Raw genomic sequence first — 18,319 nt, forward strand, 5'->3', positions numbered from 1 at the left:
CGAGCAGGGCGCTATTCGTCCTCGGACAGCCCATATCCTGCAGCCACGCTCGCGGTCCTAAGCTCGGCCGTCGTCGCAGTGCTGGCATTTGTACGCCAGTGATTTCCGCTCGTCCAATGACAGAAGCCCATTCTTGTCTGTGCTGATCGCGATAAACTCCTGGCACTTCATCGGCGCAAGGTCATGGCGTGATCAGAGAAATCAAAACCTTCATCAGCGTCGCACGACGCGGTTCGTTCGCGGCGGCCGGACAAGAGGTGGGGCTGAGCCCATCGGCGGTGAGTGCGCAGATTCGCACCCTGGAAGACGGCCTGGGCGTGAAGTTGTTCGAGCGTTCTGGCCGCGCGATTTCGCTCAATCCGGCAGGCCAGCGGGCCGTTCCGCTCGCCGAGGAGATGCTGCAACTCTATTCCCGGATGGGCACGCCGGATGCCGACAACGACTTTCGCGGCGCATTGCGCATTGGTGCGATTGGCACGGCGCAGACCGGGATCCTGCCGCAGGTGCTGGTGGCGCTGAAGGACCGTGCGCCGTTCATCGAGGCCAGTGTGGTGCCCGGCGTGTCGCTGCATCTGCTGAGCCTGGTGGATTCGGGCGATCTGGACCTGGCGATCATGATCACGCCTCCTTTTGCATTGCCCAAGGACCTGCGCGCTGAAGTCATAGCCCGTGAACCCTTCGTGCTGATCACGCCCCCGGACGTGGAGGGCGACGACCCCCTGATGTTGCTGCAAGACCATCCATTCATTCGTTACGACCGGAATTCTTTCGGTGGTCGCTCAGTGACGCGCTTCCTCCGTGAGCACCGGTTGCAGGTCCGCCAAACGCTGGAACTGGATGAACTGGATGCCATTGTCAAAATGGTGGGCAGCGGATTGGGTGTCGCTCTGGTGCCGATGGCAGGGGTGTGGCTTGAAAACAGCTCGGCGGTGCGAATGCTGCCATTGGGCGAACGGGTGTTTTTCCGCGAGATCGTTTTGCTGAGCCGCTACGCACATCGCGAAGCACCGCTTTTTCGTCTTTTCAGGACGTGTGTCATGGATGCGATGGCGAGCCTCAGGCCTGCGCACCCATCCATTGACGTCGGCGAATGAAGCGCCAAGGCTGCCGATGCAACGAAATTATCGTTGCTCAGCCCTCAGGATATCCGCTTTCCATCCACCGCTTTTGCGACAAGAATCACTGCACACAACCATTGGCAGGATCCTACCGTGAGTCTTTCTCCCTTCCATCTCGCTATTCCCGTGTACGACCTTGCCGCGGCCCGGCATTTCTACGGCGAGGTCTTCGGACTGTCCGAGGGCCGGTCGAGCGCTCAGTGGGTAGACTTCGATTTCTATGGCCATCAGTTGGTCATCCACGAGCACCCACAGACCGCGTCCCAGGCGTCGGCGCACTCGAATGCGGTCGACGGGCACGACGTGCCTGTACCGCACTTCGGCGTGGTGTTGAAGTGGGATGAATGGGAGGCGTTGGCGGAGCGGCTGCGCGCCCGACAGACCCCATTCGTGATCGAACCCTATGTGCGTTTCAAGGGGCAGGTCGGGGAGCAGGCGACCATGTTTCTGTTCGACCCTTGCGGCAATGCGCTGGAATTCAAGGCCTTCAAGGACATCGGGCAACTGTTTGCCAAGTAGGGGCGTGACAGGTCGTTGCTAGCGCAGAACCGCCAGTCTCAGCGGACGTTGTCGCTGAGAAATGCTTTGACGATGGATTTGGCGGCTGGGTTGACCTTAAGGTTACCCAGCTCCTTGGCGGTGAACCATCGGCAATCGGCGATTTCGTTACGTGGGGCCGGGGTCGCCATGAAGGTGACCGAGACCTCGAAAACGTGGTGAAGCACCTCGCCACCTTCGAAGCGGGTAACGAAGTCCAACTCCTCCAGGATCAACCCGGTCTCCTCGCGCAACTCTCGCGCTGCGGCTTGGGCAGGCGATTCATTGGCCTCGACTTTGCCGCCCGGCAGTGTCCAGCGAGACTTGGGTTTGCGCACGTACAGAATGTGGTTATCCCGTCGGCAAATGACTGTGGCGCGTTCTTTCATTGGATGTCCCTCCACCGTACAACCTGTGAGATGCGCGTGCCGGAGCGATCGTCACGCGGATGTCACAAAAGCTTCATATAAGGCTTCGAAGCACTAACGGTGCCAATGTTCCCCAGCCCTCGAATTGAGGGCTCATTTTCTTCCGGATGACCCCAAGCTTAGCGAACCGCACGGTAGAGAACGCTGCAATACCGTTACGGTTTCTTGACCGTCGATTTCTCATGGGGGGCGCTGTTCGCGTCCACCGGGACGCGTGGGGCACTTGTCTTTGACTTGGGTGAAATCTTCTCTGCCGAGCCTGGCGGGTCGGGCACAGCGGATCGCTTTTCGTAGCCTTGAGCATCCCCGCCATTGCCTCCGGCCGGAGAAGAAGGGTTCACACCCGGCGGCAACGCTGAGCCTTCCACGTCGCCCGCGGCCATGGCTGTGCTTGATATCAACGCGTAGGTGCTAACCAGGACGGCTGCGGTCAGCAAACGCTTGAGTGTGTGAGTGCGCATGATCGATCTCCGTTAGTAGCGATGGTGACAAAGTCACTGTCGTCAAATCTTGGGCACCGGTCGGGAAAGTAATGTGCCCCTGCAGTGACGAGTGGCTCGGCTCCAATGCTGACGCATGTGCGCTCAGTTGTGGCGCACCGCGCACAACCCTGGGGCTTCGTGACACGCCATGGGGTAAACGGTAGCGCAACCGGGTACGGCTACGCGGTTACAAGAACCGGCCGAGGATTGCTAGCCCCTTGATATTGCTGGCCTTTCGCTGTGTGTTGCGTTCTGGCCATTCTGTGGCACACTTTCTGCTGTCTATTCCGCTGTTACATACACGTTTCCGCTATAGCGGAATATTACATCATCTCGGCGGAGTTCATTCCATGAAGCGCGGACCCTCTTTCTTGAAAGCCTGTGCATTCGTTCTGGTAGCAGCAGGGCTGGCAGCCACTGCCCAGGCGGCGGACAGCAAGCTCGACAGCGTATTGCAGCGTGGTCATTTGGTGGTCGGCACCGGCAGCACCAATGCGCCTTGGCATTTCCAGGGGGCCGATGGCAAATTGCAGGGCTTCGATATCGACATCGCACGCATCGTCGCCAAAGGCTTGTTCAACGACCCCAATAAAGTGGAGTTCGTGGTGCAGTCTTCCGATGCGCGGATTCCCAACCTGCTGACCGACAAGGTCGACATGAGCTGTCAGTTCATCACGGTCACCGCCAGCCGCGCCCAACAGGTGGCGTTTACCCTGCCGTACTACCGCGAAGGTGTGGCACTGCTGCTGCCTGCCAACAGCAAATACCAGGAAATCGACGATCTCAAAGCGGCGGGCGACGGCGTCACTGTCGCGGTGCTGCAAAACGTGTATGCCGAAGAGCTGGTTCATCAGGCCCTGCCCAAAGCCAAGGTCGATCAATATGACAGCGTCGACTTGATGTACCAGGCCATCAATTCCGGGCGTGCCGACGCGGCCGCTACTGATCAGTCTTCGGTCAAATACCTGATGGTGCAGAACCCAGGCCGCTACCGCTCTCCAGCCTTCGCCTGGAGCCCGCAAACCTACGCCTGCGCGGTCAAGCGCGGCGATCAGGACTGGCTGAACTTCGTTAACACTGCCTTGCATGAAGCCATGACCGGTGTTGAGTTCCCGACCTACGCAGAGTCGTTCAAGAAGTGGTTCGGCGTTGAGTTGCCGACGCCACAGATCGGTTTCCCGATGGAATACAAGTGATCCGCGTGGCGGGCTCGACATCCGCTGCTTGCTGATCGCGGCTGCCACTGAATTGACGGGGGCGGTGAAGGCCACGGCGCCTTCCTGCCTCAGGTGCCCTTGACCATGAATTATCAGTTGAACTTTGCAGCAGTCTGGCGGGACTTCCCCAGCCTGCTGGCGGGACTGGGATTAGGGCTTGAATTGGCCCTGGTCTCCATCGCCATCGGCTGCGTGATCGGCCTGATGGCTGCGTTTGCGATGCTGTCGAAATACCGCGCGTTGCGCGTCGTGTCGTCGGTGTACGTCACGGTGGTCCGCAATACGCCCATCCTGGTGTTGATCCTGCTGATCTACTTTGCCATGCCGACACTGGGCCTGCGCCTGGACAAAATCCCTTCGTTCATTGTCACCCTGTCGCTGTACGCAGGGGCGTATCTGACCGAGGTGTTCCGTGCAGGGTTGCTCAGCATCCACAAGGGCCAGCGCGAGGCCGGGCTGGCGATCGGCCTGGGCGAGTGGCAGGTGCGGGCTTACATCATCGTGCCGGTGATGCTGCGCAACGTACTGCCCGCGCTCTCCAACAACTTCATCTCGTTGTTCAAAGACACCTCGCTGGCTGCGGCTATCGCGGTTCCCGAGCTGACTTATTACGCGCGCAAAATCAACGTCGAGAGCTACCGGGTCATCGAAACCTGGCTGGTGACTACGGCGTTGTATGTCGCGGCTTGTTACCTCATCGCCATGCTCTTGCGCTACCTCGAACAGCGCTTGGCGATTCGCCGCTAGGAGGGCTGGGGCATGTACCAACAACCCACATGGCTACAGGAGTTGTGGATTGCGCGGGAGGCGCTGTGGAATGGATTTCTGACCAGCGTGCAGTGCGCCGGGCTGGCGATTGTCTGCGGCACGGTGATTGGCGTGTTCGCCGGGTTGATCCTGACCTATGGCAAATGGTGGGCGCGCCTGCCGTTTCGCGCCTACGTCGACCTGATTCGCGGCACCCCTGTGTTCGTGCTGGTGCTGGCCTGCTTTTACATGGCTCCGGCACTGGGCTGGCAGATCTCGGCCTTCAATGCGGGAGCGTTGGGCCTGACCTTGTTCTGCGGCTCCCACGTGGCGGAAATCGTCCGCGGCGCGTTGCAGGCCATTCCGCGTGGTCAACTGGAAGCGGGCAAGGCCATCGGCCTGACGTTCGGCCAGTCGCTGAGCTACGTCTTGCTGCCTCAGGCGCTGCGCCAGATGCTTCCGACCTGGGTCAACTCGTCCACCGAGATCGTCAAGGCCTCGACTCTGCTGTCGGTGATTGGCGTGGCTGAATTGCTGCTCAGTACCCAGCAGGTGATCGCGCGCAATTTCATGACCTTGCAGTTTTACCTGTTCGCAGGCTTTCTCTTCTTCGTCATCAACTACGCCATCGAGCTTCTCGGGCGGCGCATCGAAAAACGGGTGGCTTTGCCATGACACAGATTCAAACCGCGACCGTCGCCCCGGCCCTGCTGAGCATCGAAGGGCTGCACAAATCCTATGGCCCTGTAGAAGTGTTGAAGGGCGTTGACCTGAAAATGAACAAGGGCAACGTGGTGACCCTGATCGGCTCAAGTGGCTCGGGCAAGACCACGCTGTTGCGTTGCGTGAACCTGCTGGAAGAGTTTCAGGGCGGCCACATTCGCCTGGAAGGCCAGGACATCGGCTACAGCGAGGTCAATGGCAAGCGGGTGCGACATCCCGAAAAAGTCATCGCCCAGCACCGCGCGATGACCGGCATGGCGTTTCAGCAATTCAACCTGTTTCCGCACCTGACCGCCCTGCAGAACGTGACCCTGGGGCTGCTCAAGGTCAAGAAACTGCCCAAGGACCAGGCCATCGCGCTGGCGGAAAAATGGCTCGAGCGAGTCGGTTTGCTCGAGCGCCGCAATCACTATCCGGGCCAGTTGTCCGGCGGCCAGCAGCAGCGCGTCGCCATCGCCCGTGCCATTGCCATGAACCCGAGCCTGATGCTGTTCGACGAAGTCACTTCGGCACTGGATCCGGAGTTGGTCGGCGAAGTGCTCAGCGTGATCAAGGGGTTGGCCGAGGAGGGTATGACCATGCTGCTGGTCACTCATGAAATGCGTTTTGCGTACGAAGTTTCGGACCAGATCGTGTTCATGAATCAAGGCCGCATCGAGGAGCAAGGCCCGCCCAAAACCCTGTTCGAGCAGCCAAAGTCGGCTCGGCTCGCAGAATTTTTGAAGAACATCCGTTTCTGAACGCTCAACCAAGGAGTTATGACATGAGCATTACCCGTTACGGCGCCGGTAGCACCGCAGGTGGCGGCCAGCCACGTCCGTTCGCTCGCGCTGTAGAGGCTGACGGCTGGCTGCATGTGTCCGGCCAGGTGCCCGCTGAGAACGGCGAGATCATCGTCGGGGGCATCGTCGAGCAGACCCACAAGACCATGCAGAACCTGATTGCGATCCTCGATGAAGCCGGTTACGGCCTCGAAGATGTGGTTCGGGTCGGTGTCTGGTTGGAAGATCCCCGGGATTTCTGGAGTTTCAATAAGGTGTTCGGTGAGTATTTCAAACCGGAGCACGCCCCGGCGCGGGCCTGTGTGCAAGCGAGCATGATGGTGGACTGCAAGGTCGAGATCGACTGCATCGCTTACAAGAAAAAGTCGCTTTAAGCCTCGAGCCCGCCGCGTGGTTGGCCACTTGCGGCTCAACGCGTGCGGCTTGAAACTGTCGCCCTCTTTTTCTAGGCGTGAGGTGCTCTTCGCCCCACGCCACTCAGCTCGGAACTGCTGCTATGACAGAAGACACCATCAAACGCCGGGCCCGAGGTTTAGACCGGGCGTTCGATATTCTGGATTTCCTCAAGGTGACGGGCTCGCCGTTGCGCCCCAACGAAATCGCCAGTGGTATCGGCAGCCCGAAATCGACGGTGTATGAGCTGGTCGCTTCATTGCTGGAACGGCGCATTCTGGAAAACGTCGGCAAGGACGGCCACGTCTACCTGGGGCGGCAGTTGTACTTCCTGGGGCAGGCGCACCTTCGGCATTTCGATTTCACCCGCGAGGCGGAAATCAGTCTGGGAGAAATCGTCGAGCAGACTCGCGAAACCGCGCAGATGTGTCTGCTCAACGGCCGCAAATACACGGTCGCCCTGATGAAAGAGGGCGCCCGGCACTTCCGCATTTCCTCGGACGTCGGCGAAGACGCGCCCATTCCCTGGACCGCTTCCGGCCGCCTGCTGCTGGGCCACCTGACCGATCAGGCGATCATCGACTTGATCGACCCTGACGACTTCATCCTGCCAGATGGCCAGCGGCTGGCAGTGGACACGTTCATTCAGGAAATCCGCAAGGCCCATGAAGATGGCTTTTTTTCCTTCAACAGCATTGCCGACACCTTTACCCACTGTTTCGCCGCCCCCGTGCGTGACAAGCAGGGCATCTGTATCGCCACGCTGTGCATCGTCGCCCCGCGGGCCGATGCCACGGCCCATTACGAGCATTACCGGCGCGTACTGATCGACAGTGCGAACGGCCTGGCTCGCAGGGTCAACGATTAACGGTTCGTTACTTCGAACAGAACACGCATTCAGGAGAACATTCATGCACATCGCCGCCCTCGAAAAAGGCGCCGCCCAACCGGGCGATCAACTGGTCCGTGACGTCAGCCTGCCGGCGCTGGTCATCCACGATGCGGCACTGGAACACAACCTGCGCTGGATGCAGAAGTTCGTCAACGACAGCGGCGCCGAACTCGCGCCCCATGGCAAGACCAGCATGGTGCCGGTCCTGTTTCGCCGTCAGCTCGATCACGGGGCCTGGGGCATGACCCTGGCGAGTGCGACGCAGACCCGGGCGGCCTACGTCAATGGTGTGCGGCGCGTGCTGATGGCCAACCAACTGGTTGGGGCGCCGAACATGGCTATCATCGCTGAGATGCTCGCCGACGCCACCTTTGACTTCCACTGCATGGTCGATCATCCGGACAACGTCGAAGCCTTAGGTCAATTCTTCGCCACTAAAGGCGTGCAGCTCAATGTGATGATCGAGTACGGCGTGGTGGGCGGTCGTTGCGGTTGCCGCAGTGAGGCCGAGGTCATGGCCCTGGCAGACGCCATTGCGGCGCAACCCGCCCTCAAACTGACCGGTATAGAGGGTTACGAAGGCGTGATCCATGGCGACAAGGCCATTGCCGGGATCCGTGCATTCGCGGCGTCGTTGGTGAAGCTGGCCATCGACCTTCAGGACAAGGGCGCGTTTGCGCTGGCGCGTCCGATCGTCACCGCTTCCGGGTCGGCCTGGTACGACCTGATCGCTGAGGAATTCGACAGGCAGGACGTGCGCGAGCGCTTTCTTGCCGTGCTGCGGCCCGGCAGTTATGTGGTGCATGACCACGGCATCTACAAGCAAGCGCAATGCTGCGTGCTCGACCGCCGACAGGACTTGAGCGAAGGCTTGCAGCCGGCGCTGGAAGTCTGGGCACATGTGCAATCACTGCCAGAGCCGGGCTTTGCCGTCATCGCCATGGGCAAGCGTGACGTCGCTTTCGACGCAGGCATGCCCAATCCGATCAAACGCTACCGGGCCGGTGTGGTGCCGGCGCAGGGCGATGATGTCAGCGCCTGCACAGTGACCGCAGTGATGGACCAGCACGCGTTCATGACCGTCGCCGAGGGCTGCGAGCTGAAGGTGGGGGATATTATTTCCTTCGGCACCTCGCATCCGTGCCTGACCTTCGACAAGTGGCGCACCGGTTGCCTGGTGGGCGACGACCTGGGCGTCATCGAAACCTTCAGCACCTGTTTCTGACGAGAGCCCGCCATGAGCGAATTGATCCGTCACGACCACCCGCGTATCGCCTTGATCGGCGAATGCATGATTGAGTTGCAGCAGTCCGCCGATGGAACCCTCAAGCAGAGTTTCGGCGGTGACACGCTGAACACAGCGATCTACCTGTCGCGGCTGCTGGGGCCGCAGGCGCGTGTGGATTATGTCACCGCGTTGGGCGATGACAGTTTCAGCGACGCGATGTGCGCGGTCTGGGCCGAGGAGGGCATCGGTCTGAGCCAGGTCCAACGCCTGCCCGGGCGCTTGCCCGGCCTGTACTGCATCCAGACCGACGCCCAAGGTGAGCGGCGTTTTCTGTACTGGCGCAACGAAGCGGCCGTGCGGGAGTGCTTCACCACGCCGTCCGCTGATGCGGTCCTCACTGCATTGCTCGATTACGACGTGCTGTATTTTAGCGGCATCACGCTGGCGGTGCTGGGGGAGGTGGGGCGCGCACGGCTGTTGTCCGCGCTGGGCGACGCCCGGGATCGCGGCGCCAGGGTCGTGTTTGACAATAACTACCGCCCGCGTCTGTGGCGGAGCGTCGATCAGGCCCGGCAGGCCTATCGGGCGATCCTGCACGAGGTCGATGTGGCGTTGCTGACCGAGGAGGATGAGCAGGCGCTGTTCGGCTATGTCGAGAGTGAGCAGATCATGCAGGCCTATGCTCGCCAGACGGAAGTGGTCATCAAACGTGGCGCCCGCAGTTGCTGGGTGCGCCTGGGTACGCATCGCCACGAGGTGCTTGCGCACCCGGTGGAACGGGTCATCGACACCACCGCGGCGGGGGATTCGTTCAGCGCGGGCTATCTGGCACAGCGTCTTCGAGGAGGCTCTGCCGAAGAGGCGGCCGAAGCAGGCCATCGCTTGGCCAGCCGCGTCATCCAGCATCCGGGAGCGGTGATTCCCAAGGCGGCCATGCCGGATTGAAATGCCTTATCGTCGGTGGCGAGCTGGGAAAGGTCGACATCGGCGCTAGGTTGATTCGCTTTGTTGCGCTATTTTGGTGCGATTGACAGGTCCTCCCTGGACCCAGTCGGTCGTTCGAAAGCGCTTCGACCCATGTGCACCCGCAGTTGCAAGGATGCCGGGCGAGCCGTCGTGAGCACAGGTGCTCAACGAAGCTCGACCTGCCAACGCAGTTTCACAGTCAAACAACAAAGAGAGTCGACCCATGAAACATGAACCCTTGTCCCGGTCGCTGATTGCGATCGCGTTCACCCTCGGTTGTTCCTCCTCGTATGCGGCCTCCGTCGCCCCGGTCGCTGCCGAAAACGGCATGGTGGTCACTGCACAGCATTTGGCTACCCATGTGGGGGTCGATGTGCTCAAGGCCGGGGGTAATGCCGTGGATGCAGCAGTTGCCGTGGGTTATGCCCTGGCAGTGGTGTACCCCGCCGCGGGCAATTTGGGTGGCGGCGGGTTCATGACCATCCAGTCGGCAGACGGACGCAAGACGTTTCTCGATTTCCGGGAAAAGGCCCCACTGGCTGCGACAGCCAACATGTACCTGGACAAGGACGGCAATGTGGTGCCAGACCTGAGCGCCAAAGGCCATTTGGCGGTGGGCGTGCCCGGGACTGTCTCCGGGATGGAGCTGGCGCTGAGTCGATACGGCACCCAAAAGCGGTCGCAGGTGATGGCCCCGGCGATACGCCTCGCCGAGAACGGGTTCGCGCTGAAGCAGGGCGACATCGACTTGTTGCACACGGCGACCGACGAATTCAAGGCTGACAAGGACATGGCCCCGATTTTTCTCAACAAAGGCGAACCGATGCGAGTCGGTGACATGCTCGTGCAGAAGGACCTGGCAAAAACCCTTAAGGAGATTTCCGAAAAGGGCACTGACGGCTTCTACAAGGGTTGGGTGGCCAAGGCCATCGTCGATTCCAGCAAAGCGGGCAAGGGCATCATCGAGCAGGCCGATCTGGACCGGTACAAGACCCGCGAATTGGCGCCCATCGAATGCGACTACCGCGGGTATCACGTCGTGTCGGCGCCGCCACCCAGCTCGGGCGGTGTGGTCATCTGCGAGATCATGAACATTCTCGAAGGCTACCCGATGAAAGCGTTGGGCTATCACTCTGCCCAAGGTCTGCATTACCAGATCGAAGCGATGCGCCACGCTTACGTCGACCGCAACAGTTACCTGGGCGATCCGGATTTTGTGAACAACCCGATCGCCCACTTGCTGGACCGCGATTACGCCGCCAAGCTGCGCGCCGCCATCGAGCCACAGAAGGCAGGCGATTCCCAGGCCATCAAGCCCGGCGTCGCACCCCACGAGGGCAATAACACCACGCATTATTCCATCGTCGATAAATGGGGTAACGCAGTGTCGGTGACCTACACCCTCAACGACTGGTTCGGTGCCGGTGTCATGGCCAGCAAGACCGGCGTGATTCTCAACGACGAGATGGATGATTTCACGGCCAAGGTCGGAGTTCCCAACATGTACGGCCTGGTGCAGGGTGAAGCCAATGCCATCGCGCCGGGCAAGACGCCGCTCTCTTCCATGAGCCCGACCATCGTCACCAAGGACGGCAAGGCGGTGATGGTGGTGGGCACGCCGGGTGGCAGTCGGATCATCACCGCCACCTTGCTGACCATGCTCAATGTGATCGACTACGGCATGAACATTCAGGAAGCCGTCGATGCGCCGCGCTTCCACCAGCAATGGATGCCGGAGACCACCAACCTGGAGAAATTCGCGGTCAGCCCCGACACGCAAAAGATTCTGGAAAGCTGGGGCCATAAATTTGCCACCCCCCAGGACGCCAACCACCTCGCTGCCATCCTGGTGGGCGCGCCGTCTCTCGGCGGCAAGCCGGTAGGCAACAACCGCTTCTACGGTGCGAACGATCCACGGCGCAATACGGGACTGGCGCTGGGCTATTGAAACGCTGAGGCGCTCCGGGGCAGGGGGGATCCGCTGCTCCGGTTCGACGCCGGGTCCGGCGATCATTGGAGGGCCAAAACGGATGTGAGTACGGATGCGAAGTGTTATGTTATAACTAAGTTAAACATCATGCTTCGAGCTCGTATTGCCTCATGACCACCTCGCTTCCCGACGTCGCTTCCTCCGAACCGTCCTACACCTCGCTGCCCCTCGATTGGGTCGGTATGCAAGGCATCGACATTCCCTTGAACCTGGACGAACCGGGTATTGCTCACCTGGTGCATGCCTTGGCCGATCTGCAGGTGGACCTGCCTGTCCCGCAGATCAAGGGCATCCACATGTCTCGGCTGTACACCTTACTCGACCGCTTCGCCGAGCATCAGGCGGTCAGCCCGGCAAGTCTCGCCGCGCTACTGGAATTGATGGTGGCCAGCCATGCGGACTGCCATTCGACTCGGGCGCGATTGCGCCTGGCATTCCAGTTGCTGTGCAAACGCCCCGCACTGGTGACGGAGGGCCTGAGTGGCTGGAAGTCCTACCCGGTGACGGTCGATGCGCAGTGGCAGCAGGGCGCTCTGACGCTGGAGGTCAGCGTCGATGTGACGTATTCGTCGACCTGCCCCTGTTCGGCGGCGCTGTCTCGTCAACTCCTGGAACAGGCTTTCGTCGCACAATTCGGTGCGGGCCCCGTGGACAGCGGACAAGTGGCGCAGTGGATTGGCCAGCACGGCTCATACGCGACGCCCCACAGCCAACGCAGCGTGGCGCGGGTTCAGGTGCCGGTGCATCCGCAGGCAGACCGCCTGGGTTTGCTCCCGCTGATCGAGCTGATCGAAGACGCGCTGGGCACCCCTGTACAAACGGCGGTGAAACGCGCCGATGAGCAAGCCTTCGCGCGGCTCAATGGGCAGCACCTGATGTACGTCGAAGATGCGGTACGCAAGGTGCAACAGGCCGTGAGCGGCAAGTTCCCCGTCAGCCACGTCTCGGTCGTTCACCGAGAGAGTCTGCACCCTCACGATGCCGTGGCTTCCTCTTCCACGCGCCCGGTGCGCAACGTTCAACCTGACGCAAAGGGGCGCTGGGCATGACGTCCGTATCATTACCGCCTGTCGACGCCCCGCTGAACCTGGTGCATCAGGCTCGCTTGCAGTCCATCGACGCGCTGCGTGGGTTGATCATCCTCTTCATGTTGCTGGACCACGTGCGGGAGACGTTTTTTCTACATCATCAGGTGACGGATCCGATGGACGTCACCACCACCAGCGTCGCGCTGTTTCTCAGCCGCACGTTGGCGCATTTCTGTGCGCCGCTGTTCGTTTTTCTGACGGGGCTCTCGGCCTTCCTATACGGAGAACGCCATCGGAGCACGGCTGAGGTGGCGCGCTTTCTGTTCGTTCGTGGATGGGTGTTGGTCGTGCTGGAGTTGACGCTGGTCAATTTCGCCTGGACGTTCGAGCTGCCGCCCTCGGTGATCTACTTGCAGGTGATCTGGGCAATCGGTCTGAGCATGTTGGCGCTGTCGGTGCTGGTGATGCTGCCTCGCGGCTCGGTGGCCATCATTGGCATTGCCATTCTTGCCGGTCACAACCTGCTGGACAGCCTCCACTTCGGCCCGGACAGTTGGATGCACATTCCATGGGCAATCCTGCACGATCGTGGTTGGATCGAGATCACCGAGGGACTGCGTCTGCGCACGTCGTATCCCGTGTTGCCGTGGATCGGTGTCATCGCGGTGGGCTACGCGGCTGGGCCCTGGTTCGCCAGAGGCGTCGCGCCGCAAGTCCGCGAAATCAACCTGATCGCCTGGGGTTTCGGGTTGTTGGCGGCGTTTCTGGTACTGCGCAGCTTCAACGGCTACGGGGAAAAGCCATGGGCCCCAGGGGACACCACGACCCAGACGCTGATGAGCATCTTCAACATCACCAAATACCCCCCGTCGCTGCTATTCATTTGCCTGACCCTAGGGGTGGGCCTGTTGATGCTCGCGTGGCTGGAGCGCGGGAGCGAACGCCGCTGGTTGAAACCGCTGGTCATCTTCGGGGCTGCGCCGATGTTCTTTTACCTGCTGCACCTTTACGTCCTGAAGGTGCTGTACCTGATCGCGGTGGCCATCTGGGGGACGACCCAAGGCCGCTATTTTGGCTTCGACTCGGTGGCGGCGTTGTGGCTGTGCGCAGCAGGGCTGACGGTCGCGCTGTTCCCCGCGGTTCGCTGGTTCGCTGCGCTGAAAGCACGACGTCGGGACATCGCCTGGCTGAAATATTTTTGAAAGGGGGCGCCCGGTGAGCCGGGCGCACGGCAACCCGCAGGACTAACGACGCTGAAGGCTGCGCTCCATGCGTGCCAGGGCTTCCTCGAGCATGGAGCGTGGGCAGCCGAAGTTCAGGCGCACGAACTGGCCACACTCGGCGCCGAATTCCAGACCATCACTGAGTGCGACGCGGGCGTGCTTCAGGAAAAACTGCTGGGGATGCTCGATGTCCAGTGCCGAACAGTCCAGCCAGGCAAGGTAGGTGCTCTGCGGGAGGTTCATGCGAATGCCCGGGAAACGGGTCTGGAGAGTTTGCGCCAGGTAGTCGCGATTGCCCTGCAGGTAGGCGTTGACCTGCGCCAGCCAATCGGCACCCAGCCGGTAAGCGGCTTCGGTGGCTTCCAGTCCCAGCGCGTTGACGCTGTCTACCAGGCCCAGGCGACCGTTATTGAAACGTTCTCTAAGGGCCGCGTTCTGCACCACGGCGAACGCCGTTTTCAGCCCAGCGATGTTCCAGGCCTTGCTGGCAGACATCAGGGTGATCGTGCGCTCTGCGATCTCGGCGCTCAGCGATGCGATTGGGGTATGTCGACGCCCGTCGAACAGGATATCGGCATGAATTTCATCGGAGACGATCAGCACGTCCCGCTGCACGCAGGCCTCACCGATGGCGCGCAACTCCTCAGGTTCGAAGACTTTGCCCAGCGGGTTGTGCGGGTTGCTCAGCAGCAAGGCTCGGGAACGAGCCAGGCCACGCTGCAAGGCCTCAAGATCGGTAGGGTATTCGCCGTTGGCATCAGCCCGAAATGGCAGGTCGACGCGCGGCAACTTCCAGTGTGCCGGGGCGTGCAGCAGCGGTGAATAGTTTGGCGTCTGCACCAGCACGCCACCGCCAGCCGGCACCAGTGTGTTCAGCGCCATGTTTACGCCGGGCTCGACGCCGGGCAGAAAGACCAGATCCTCAGGCTCGATGACCCAGTCGTAGTGGCGAGCGAGATGGTCCACCAAGGTCTGGCGCAAACTGTCCTGCGCGACGCAATAGCCGAGCAGGGGATGCTCCAGGCGGTTTCTCAGCGCCATCACGATCGGTTCGGCCACCGGGAAATCCATGTCAGCCACCCACATGGGCAACACGTCTTCCGGGTATTGGCTCCACTTCTTGCTGCCGGTGTTCAGGCGCTGGTAAACGCTGTTCAGGTCCATGCCGAAAACGGTCTCGAAAAAAAGAGCCGCGATTGTGCCAGAGACCGTCCGGCAACATCACCCATTTGCTGCGTCCGCCTTACCAGAATGGGCTCGAAGTGCTGTTCAGCCGCTCACTGATCACGGCAATGGCCTTTTCAACGTCGGCGACCTCGGTGTAACGGCCCAGGCTCAGTCTCAGGCTGCTGCCGGCCAGCTCTGGCGACAGTCCCATCGCCAGGAGCACGTGGGACGCGCCGCTGTGGGCAGAGTTGCACGCCGAAGTGGAGGACACCGCCAGGTCGCTGGCCAGGCTCAGGGCATTGAAGCCGGGCTTGGCGACGCACAGGTTCAGGGTGTGCGGAATGCGTTGGCGGGCGTCGCCGTTGAGGCTGACCCCAGGCAGTTGCAGCAGCCCCGTGCGCAAGCGATCCGACAGCGCGCCAATCCGCTCGACCTCCGCCTGCATTTCGGCACTGGCCAAGGCATACGCGGCACCCATCCCGACGATCTGGTGCGTGGCCAGGGTCCCGGAACGCAAGCCCTGTTCGTGCCCGCCACCGTGAATCTGGGCGTCCAACATGCCCCGCGCCCGATCCCCCACATACAGTGCACCGATGCCTTTGGGACCGTAGATTTTGTGCGCTGAAAACGACATCAGATCGACCGGCAGCGCGTTCAGGTCTATCGCCACCTTGCCTGCGCCCTGTGCCGCGTCGACGTGAAAGAGTGCGCCGCGCTCACGGACCGACTGCCCGATGGCTGCAATGTCGGTCAACGTGCCCAACTCATTGTTCACCAGCATGAGTGACACGAGAAGCGTGTCGTCCCTCAGCGCCTGGCGGACCGCCTCGGGCTGGATCAGCCCCTGCGCATCGGGGTCGAGCCAAGTGACCGGGAAGCCTGCCAATTCCAGTTGACGCACGGTGTCCACCACCGCCTTGTGTTCGATGCGGCTCGTGATCAGGTGCCGCCGGGCGCCTGTTGCGCGCTGCGCGATCCCTTTGATGGCCAGGTTATTGGACTCGGTGGCCCCGGACGTCCAGATGATGTCGTCGGCCCCGCAGCCAACCAGTTCGGCGACCTGCCGACGGGCGAGCTCTACAGACTGACGCGCCAGGGTCCCGTAGGCGTGAGAGTTGGACGCCGGGTTGCCGAAGGTCCCGTCTCGCCCCAGGCAACTGACCATGGCGTGAATGACGCGGTCATCGACTGGGGTCGTGGCGGCGTAATCGAAATAACAAGGAAGTGTGCTCATGGGAGAGAAATCCGCGCTGTCCGTAATGGAGAAAATCTTACGGCGGTCTGGCCGAAAAAAAATTGATTAATCCACGCTGATTAGCCAGCTAGTTAGAATAATTTCCTCTTTGTAGGCATGATCTGGGAATATCATTCCGCTTGAAGCGCTTGTCTCGCTTCGGCAGCTCGCGTCTCAGCGCTCACTCCTTCGAGGTTTCAAGGGTCATGGACAAATTCGATCAAGCCATCCTCGGCATCCTGCAGGCCGACTGCACACGCGCTATCGCCGACATCGCTGACAGTGTCGGGCTGGGCAGCACGGCCTGCTGGCGCCGCGTACAAAAACTCGAAGAGCAGGGGATGATTCGGGGGCGCGTCGCGTTGCTGGAGCCCGCGTTGCTGAATGTCGCGGTAACGGTCTTCGCCGCGATACGTACCAACCAGCACAATGCCCAATGGCTGGAACGCTTCCACGACCTCATGGAAACCCTGCCCGAAGTGGTGGAATGCTATCGCATGGCGGGAGATACGGATTACATGTTACGTATCGTCGTGCCGGACATCGCTGGCTACGACGCGGTGTACAAGAAACTGATCCGCCTGGCGGGCATTACCGACATCAGCTCCAGCTTCGCCATGGAGCGAATCAAATCCACCACCCAATTACCGCTGAGCTACGCCCCGTGAGGCGCGCGGCGAGGCAAAAAAAAAACGGCAACTCTGGGTTGCCGTTTTTTGATCCGGGCGGAGCGCGCCGTTAAAAGCGCGCCTTGTCGATCCACTCCAGCGATGTGCGCCAGATGCAGATCCCCAGAAAATACGCCGACATCGCCAGCCACAGGCTGAGCACCCATGAGCCGTTGTAGGGGTGATTGAGCACCAACAGAAAGCTGCACAGAAACCACACGGTGGTCACCGCGATATTGATCGGCATGAACCGCCGCACCCGGAAAGGGTGGAGAAACTTCATTCGGGTCACGGTAAGCAGCGCCAGGCAGATGACCGTGATGAACGTCAACCACGGCGCCGGTGAGAGTATGTACACACAGAGCGCGACCACGTTCCACGCCGCCGGGAAGCCTTGGAAGTAGTTGTCCTTGCTCTTCATCTCGGTATTGCAGAAACAGAACAGCGAGGACACGAGAATGATGGAAATGGTCAGCAGCAGCGTGTAATCCGGCAGTGGGATGTAGCGGTAGATGAACAGTGCCGGGATGAAGACATAGGTCAGGTAGTCGATGACCAGATCCAACACCGAGCCGTCGAAGTGCGGCAGCACGGACTGCACATTGACCTTGCGCGCCAGGGAGCCATCCAGCCCGTCCACGATCAGCGCGATGCCCAGCCACAGCAGGCAGGCCTTGGGCTGATTGTCGAACAGGGCGATGGTCGCCAGAAAGGCGAGGACGACGCCAGTGGCCGTGAAACCATGGGCGCCCCATGCTTTGAGCCAGGCAATACGTTGAATCGGGATCATGGACGGTCCTTCTGGAAATGAAGCCAGTCAGGTCGACGTCACCGCAGAGTGCCCTCGACCTGACCACAGGTGCAACTATCGACCGGCTGTGGGTCGATAAGGTTCACGTTAGACCCTTACACGGTAGCAGGCATGGGCCGGTTGGTGGACGGATTTTCTGCCGTCAGGAAGCGTCATCACGCGCACACTTCAAGCGGTCATTGGTCGGGTCGTGGCCAAAGCAGGCGATATGCTGGCCCCTCAGCAGATGCCGAATCGGCAGAATTCCAGCTTCGTCAGTAGGTTAGGCAAGGAACTGCATGCGATTTATCACCGGCTTTCTGATGTTTGCGTTATTGGCAGGTGGCTCAGGTAGCGTTTGGGCCAGGGATTTGAGCAAGCAGGAAAGAGACCTGTGCACTTGGGGGGCGGGTATCGCCGCCACGGCGCAGCAATACAAACTGGCCGGGCTGACGTTGTACGGTGCGCGAAACAAGTTGCAGGCCCGACGGTTTCCCCAACAATGGATGCGAATCAGCGCGCTGGGCATTACCGAACAGACCTACGACAGTCCGTCGCGTCTGCGACCGGAGAGCGTTCGGCAGGTGTATTACGAGGGGTGCACTCGCCATGAGTTGGCGCGGCGATAGGCGGGACGGCGCCAACGAGGTCGAAGCGAGCGGGTTTGGCGCCATGGGGCACGTGTGTCTGGCCCCCATGACGCCCA

The 18,319-nt window shown here is 60.9% G+C and carries 20 protein-coding genes; 15 read left to right on the forward strand and 5 right to left on the reverse strand.

All coding sequences use genetic code 11. The features are described 5' to 3' along the window. The first annotated feature begins 188 nt into the window (after nucleotides 1-188). Complete coding sequence (locus tag DBP26_RS24500) at nucleotides 189-1,094, forward strand: LysR family transcriptional regulator (protein WP_108240172.1); 906 nt, start codon at nucleotides 189-191, stop codon at nucleotides 1,092-1,094. Between the two features lie 117 nt (nucleotides 1,095-1,211). Next, complete coding sequence (locus DBP26_RS24505) at nucleotides 1,212-1,637, forward strand: VOC family protein (protein ID WP_108240173.1); 426 nt, start codon at nucleotides 1,212-1,214, stop codon at nucleotides 1,635-1,637. 38 nt (nucleotides 1,638-1,675) lie between these two features. On the opposite strand, the gene DBP26_RS24510 is transcribed toward DBP26_RS24505, so the two are convergent. Next, on the reverse strand, nucleotides 1,676-2,044 hold the full coding sequence (locus DBP26_RS24510; protein ID WP_108240174.1) for an NUDIX hydrolase: 369 nt from the start codon (nucleotides 2,042-2,044) through the stop codon (nucleotides 1,676-1,678). A gap of 194 nt (nucleotides 2,045-2,238) precedes the next feature. Continuing rightward, on the reverse strand, nucleotides 2,239-2,544 hold the full coding sequence (locus DBP26_RS24515; RefSeq protein WP_108240175.1) for a hypothetical protein: 306 nt from the start codon (nucleotides 2,542-2,544) through the stop codon (nucleotides 2,239-2,241). A gap of 371 nt (nucleotides 2,545-2,915) precedes the next feature. On the opposite strand from DBP26_RS24515, the gene DBP26_RS24520 reads away from it, so the two are divergent. From DBP26_RS24520 to DBP26_RS24570, 11 genes are all read left to right on the forward strand, one after another. Continuing rightward, a complete protein-coding gene (locus DBP26_RS24520; RefSeq protein WP_108240176.1) occupies nucleotides 2,916-3,761 on the forward strand; it encodes a transporter substrate-binding domain-containing protein in 846 nt (281 codons plus the stop codon). Nucleotides 3,762-3,866: 105 nt separating this feature from the next. Continuing rightward, nucleotides 3,867-4,529, forward strand: a complete 663-nt coding sequence (locus tag DBP26_RS24525; RefSeq protein ID WP_108240177.1) for an amino acid ABC transporter permease — start codon at nucleotides 3,867-3,869, stop codon at nucleotides 4,527-4,529. Nucleotides 4,530-4,541: 12 nt separating this feature from the next. Further along, the gene (locus DBP26_RS24530; RefSeq protein WP_108240178.1) at nucleotides 4,542-5,204 is read left to right on the forward strand and encodes an amino acid ABC transporter permease; all 663 of its coding nucleotides are present in this window, start codon (nucleotides 4,542-4,544) and stop codon (nucleotides 5,202-5,204) included. Continuing rightward, nucleotides 5,201-5,992, forward strand: coding sequence for an amino acid ABC transporter ATP-binding protein (locus tag DBP26_RS24535; protein WP_108240179.1), 792 nt, complete (start codon nucleotides 5,201-5,203; stop codon nucleotides 5,990-5,992). Before DBP26_RS24530 ends, DBP26_RS24535 begins: the two co-directional genes overlap by 4 nt. Nucleotides 5,993-6,015: 23 nt before the next feature. Further along, nucleotides 6,016-6,408: a RidA family protein gene (locus DBP26_RS24540; protein WP_108240180.1), complete on the forward strand. Its 393-nt coding sequence runs from the start codon at nucleotides 6,016-6,018 to the stop codon at nucleotides 6,406-6,408. A 122-nt stretch (nucleotides 6,409-6,530) separates the two neighbouring features. Next, entirely contained in the window at nucleotides 6,531-7,295 is a 765-nt protein-coding gene (locus tag DBP26_RS24545) for an IclR family transcriptional regulator (protein WP_108240181.1), read from the forward strand. Nucleotides 7,296-7,338: 43 nt separating this feature from the next. Next, nucleotides 7,339-8,544, forward strand: coding sequence for an amino acid deaminase (locus tag DBP26_RS24550; protein ID WP_108240182.1), 1,206 nt, complete (start codon nucleotides 7,339-7,341; stop codon nucleotides 8,542-8,544). A 12-nt stretch (nucleotides 8,545-8,556) separates the two neighbouring features. Then, a complete protein-coding gene (locus DBP26_RS24555; protein ID WP_108240183.1) occupies nucleotides 8,557-9,492 on the forward strand; it encodes a sugar kinase in 936 nt (311 codons plus the stop codon). A gap of 244 nt (nucleotides 9,493-9,736) precedes the next feature. Next, entirely contained in the window at nucleotides 9,737-11,461 is a 1,725-nt protein-coding gene (ggt, locus tag DBP26_RS24560) for a gamma-glutamyltransferase (protein ID WP_108240184.1), read from the forward strand. Nucleotides 11,462-11,613: 152 nt separating this feature from the next. Next, the gene (gene folE2 / locus DBP26_RS24565; protein WP_108240185.1) at nucleotides 11,614-12,552 is read left to right on the forward strand and encodes a GTP cyclohydrolase FolE2; all 939 of its coding nucleotides are present in this window, start codon (nucleotides 11,614-11,616) and stop codon (nucleotides 12,550-12,552) included. After that, nucleotides 12,549-13,733, forward strand: a complete 1,185-nt coding sequence (locus tag DBP26_RS24570) for a DUF1624 domain-containing protein (RefSeq protein ID WP_108240186.1) — start codon at nucleotides 12,549-12,551, stop codon at nucleotides 13,731-13,733. The genes folE2 and DBP26_RS24570 overlap by 4 nt, the downstream gene beginning before the upstream one ends. A gap of 42 nt (nucleotides 13,734-13,775) precedes the next feature. Here DBP26_RS24570 and DBP26_RS24575 read toward each other — a convergent pair whose 3' ends face one another. Next, nucleotides 13,776-14,918 (reverse strand): MalY/PatB family protein, encoded by a 1,143-nt coding sequence (locus DBP26_RS24575; protein ID WP_108240187.1) that lies wholly within the window; start codon nucleotides 14,916-14,918, stop codon nucleotides 13,776-13,778. A 79-nt stretch (nucleotides 14,919-14,997) separates the two neighbouring features. Next, nucleotides 14,998-16,155, reverse strand: a complete 1,158-nt coding sequence (locus tag DBP26_RS24580) for an aminotransferase class V-fold PLP-dependent enzyme (RefSeq protein ID WP_108240188.1) — start codon at nucleotides 16,153-16,155, stop codon at nucleotides 14,998-15,000. Nucleotides 16,156-16,361: 206 nt separating this feature from the next. Here DBP26_RS24580 and DBP26_RS24585 point away from each other — a divergent pair, with 206 nt between their 5' ends. After that, nucleotides 16,362-16,823 (forward strand): Lrp/AsnC family transcriptional regulator, encoded by a 462-nt coding sequence (locus tag DBP26_RS24585; RefSeq protein WP_108240189.1) that lies wholly within the window; start codon nucleotides 16,362-16,364, stop codon nucleotides 16,821-16,823. Between the two features lie 70 nt (nucleotides 16,824-16,893). Here the strand turns inward: DBP26_RS24585 and pcsA are convergent, their stop codons facing one another. Beyond that, nucleotides 16,894-17,613 carry a phosphatidylcholine synthase gene (gene pcsA, locus DBP26_RS24590; protein WP_108240190.1) on the reverse strand — a complete coding sequence of 240 codons (720 nt, stop codon included), beginning with the start codon at nucleotides 17,611-17,613 and terminating at the stop codon, nucleotides 16,894-16,896. Between the two features lie 323 nt (nucleotides 17,614-17,936). Between pcsA and DBP26_RS24595 the strand changes: the two genes are divergently transcribed. Further along, the gene (locus DBP26_RS24595) at nucleotides 17,937-18,242 is read left to right on the forward strand and encodes a hypothetical protein (protein ID WP_108240225.1); all 306 of its coding nucleotides are present in this window, start codon (nucleotides 17,937-17,939) and stop codon (nucleotides 18,240-18,242) included. Nucleotides 18,243-18,319: the final 77 nt, after the last annotated feature.

It is taken from the genome of Pseudomonas sp. RIT409, from assembly GCF_003052515.2.
Lineage (GTDB): Bacteria > Pseudomonadota > Gammaproteobacteria > Pseudomonadales > Pseudomonadaceae > Aquipseudomonas.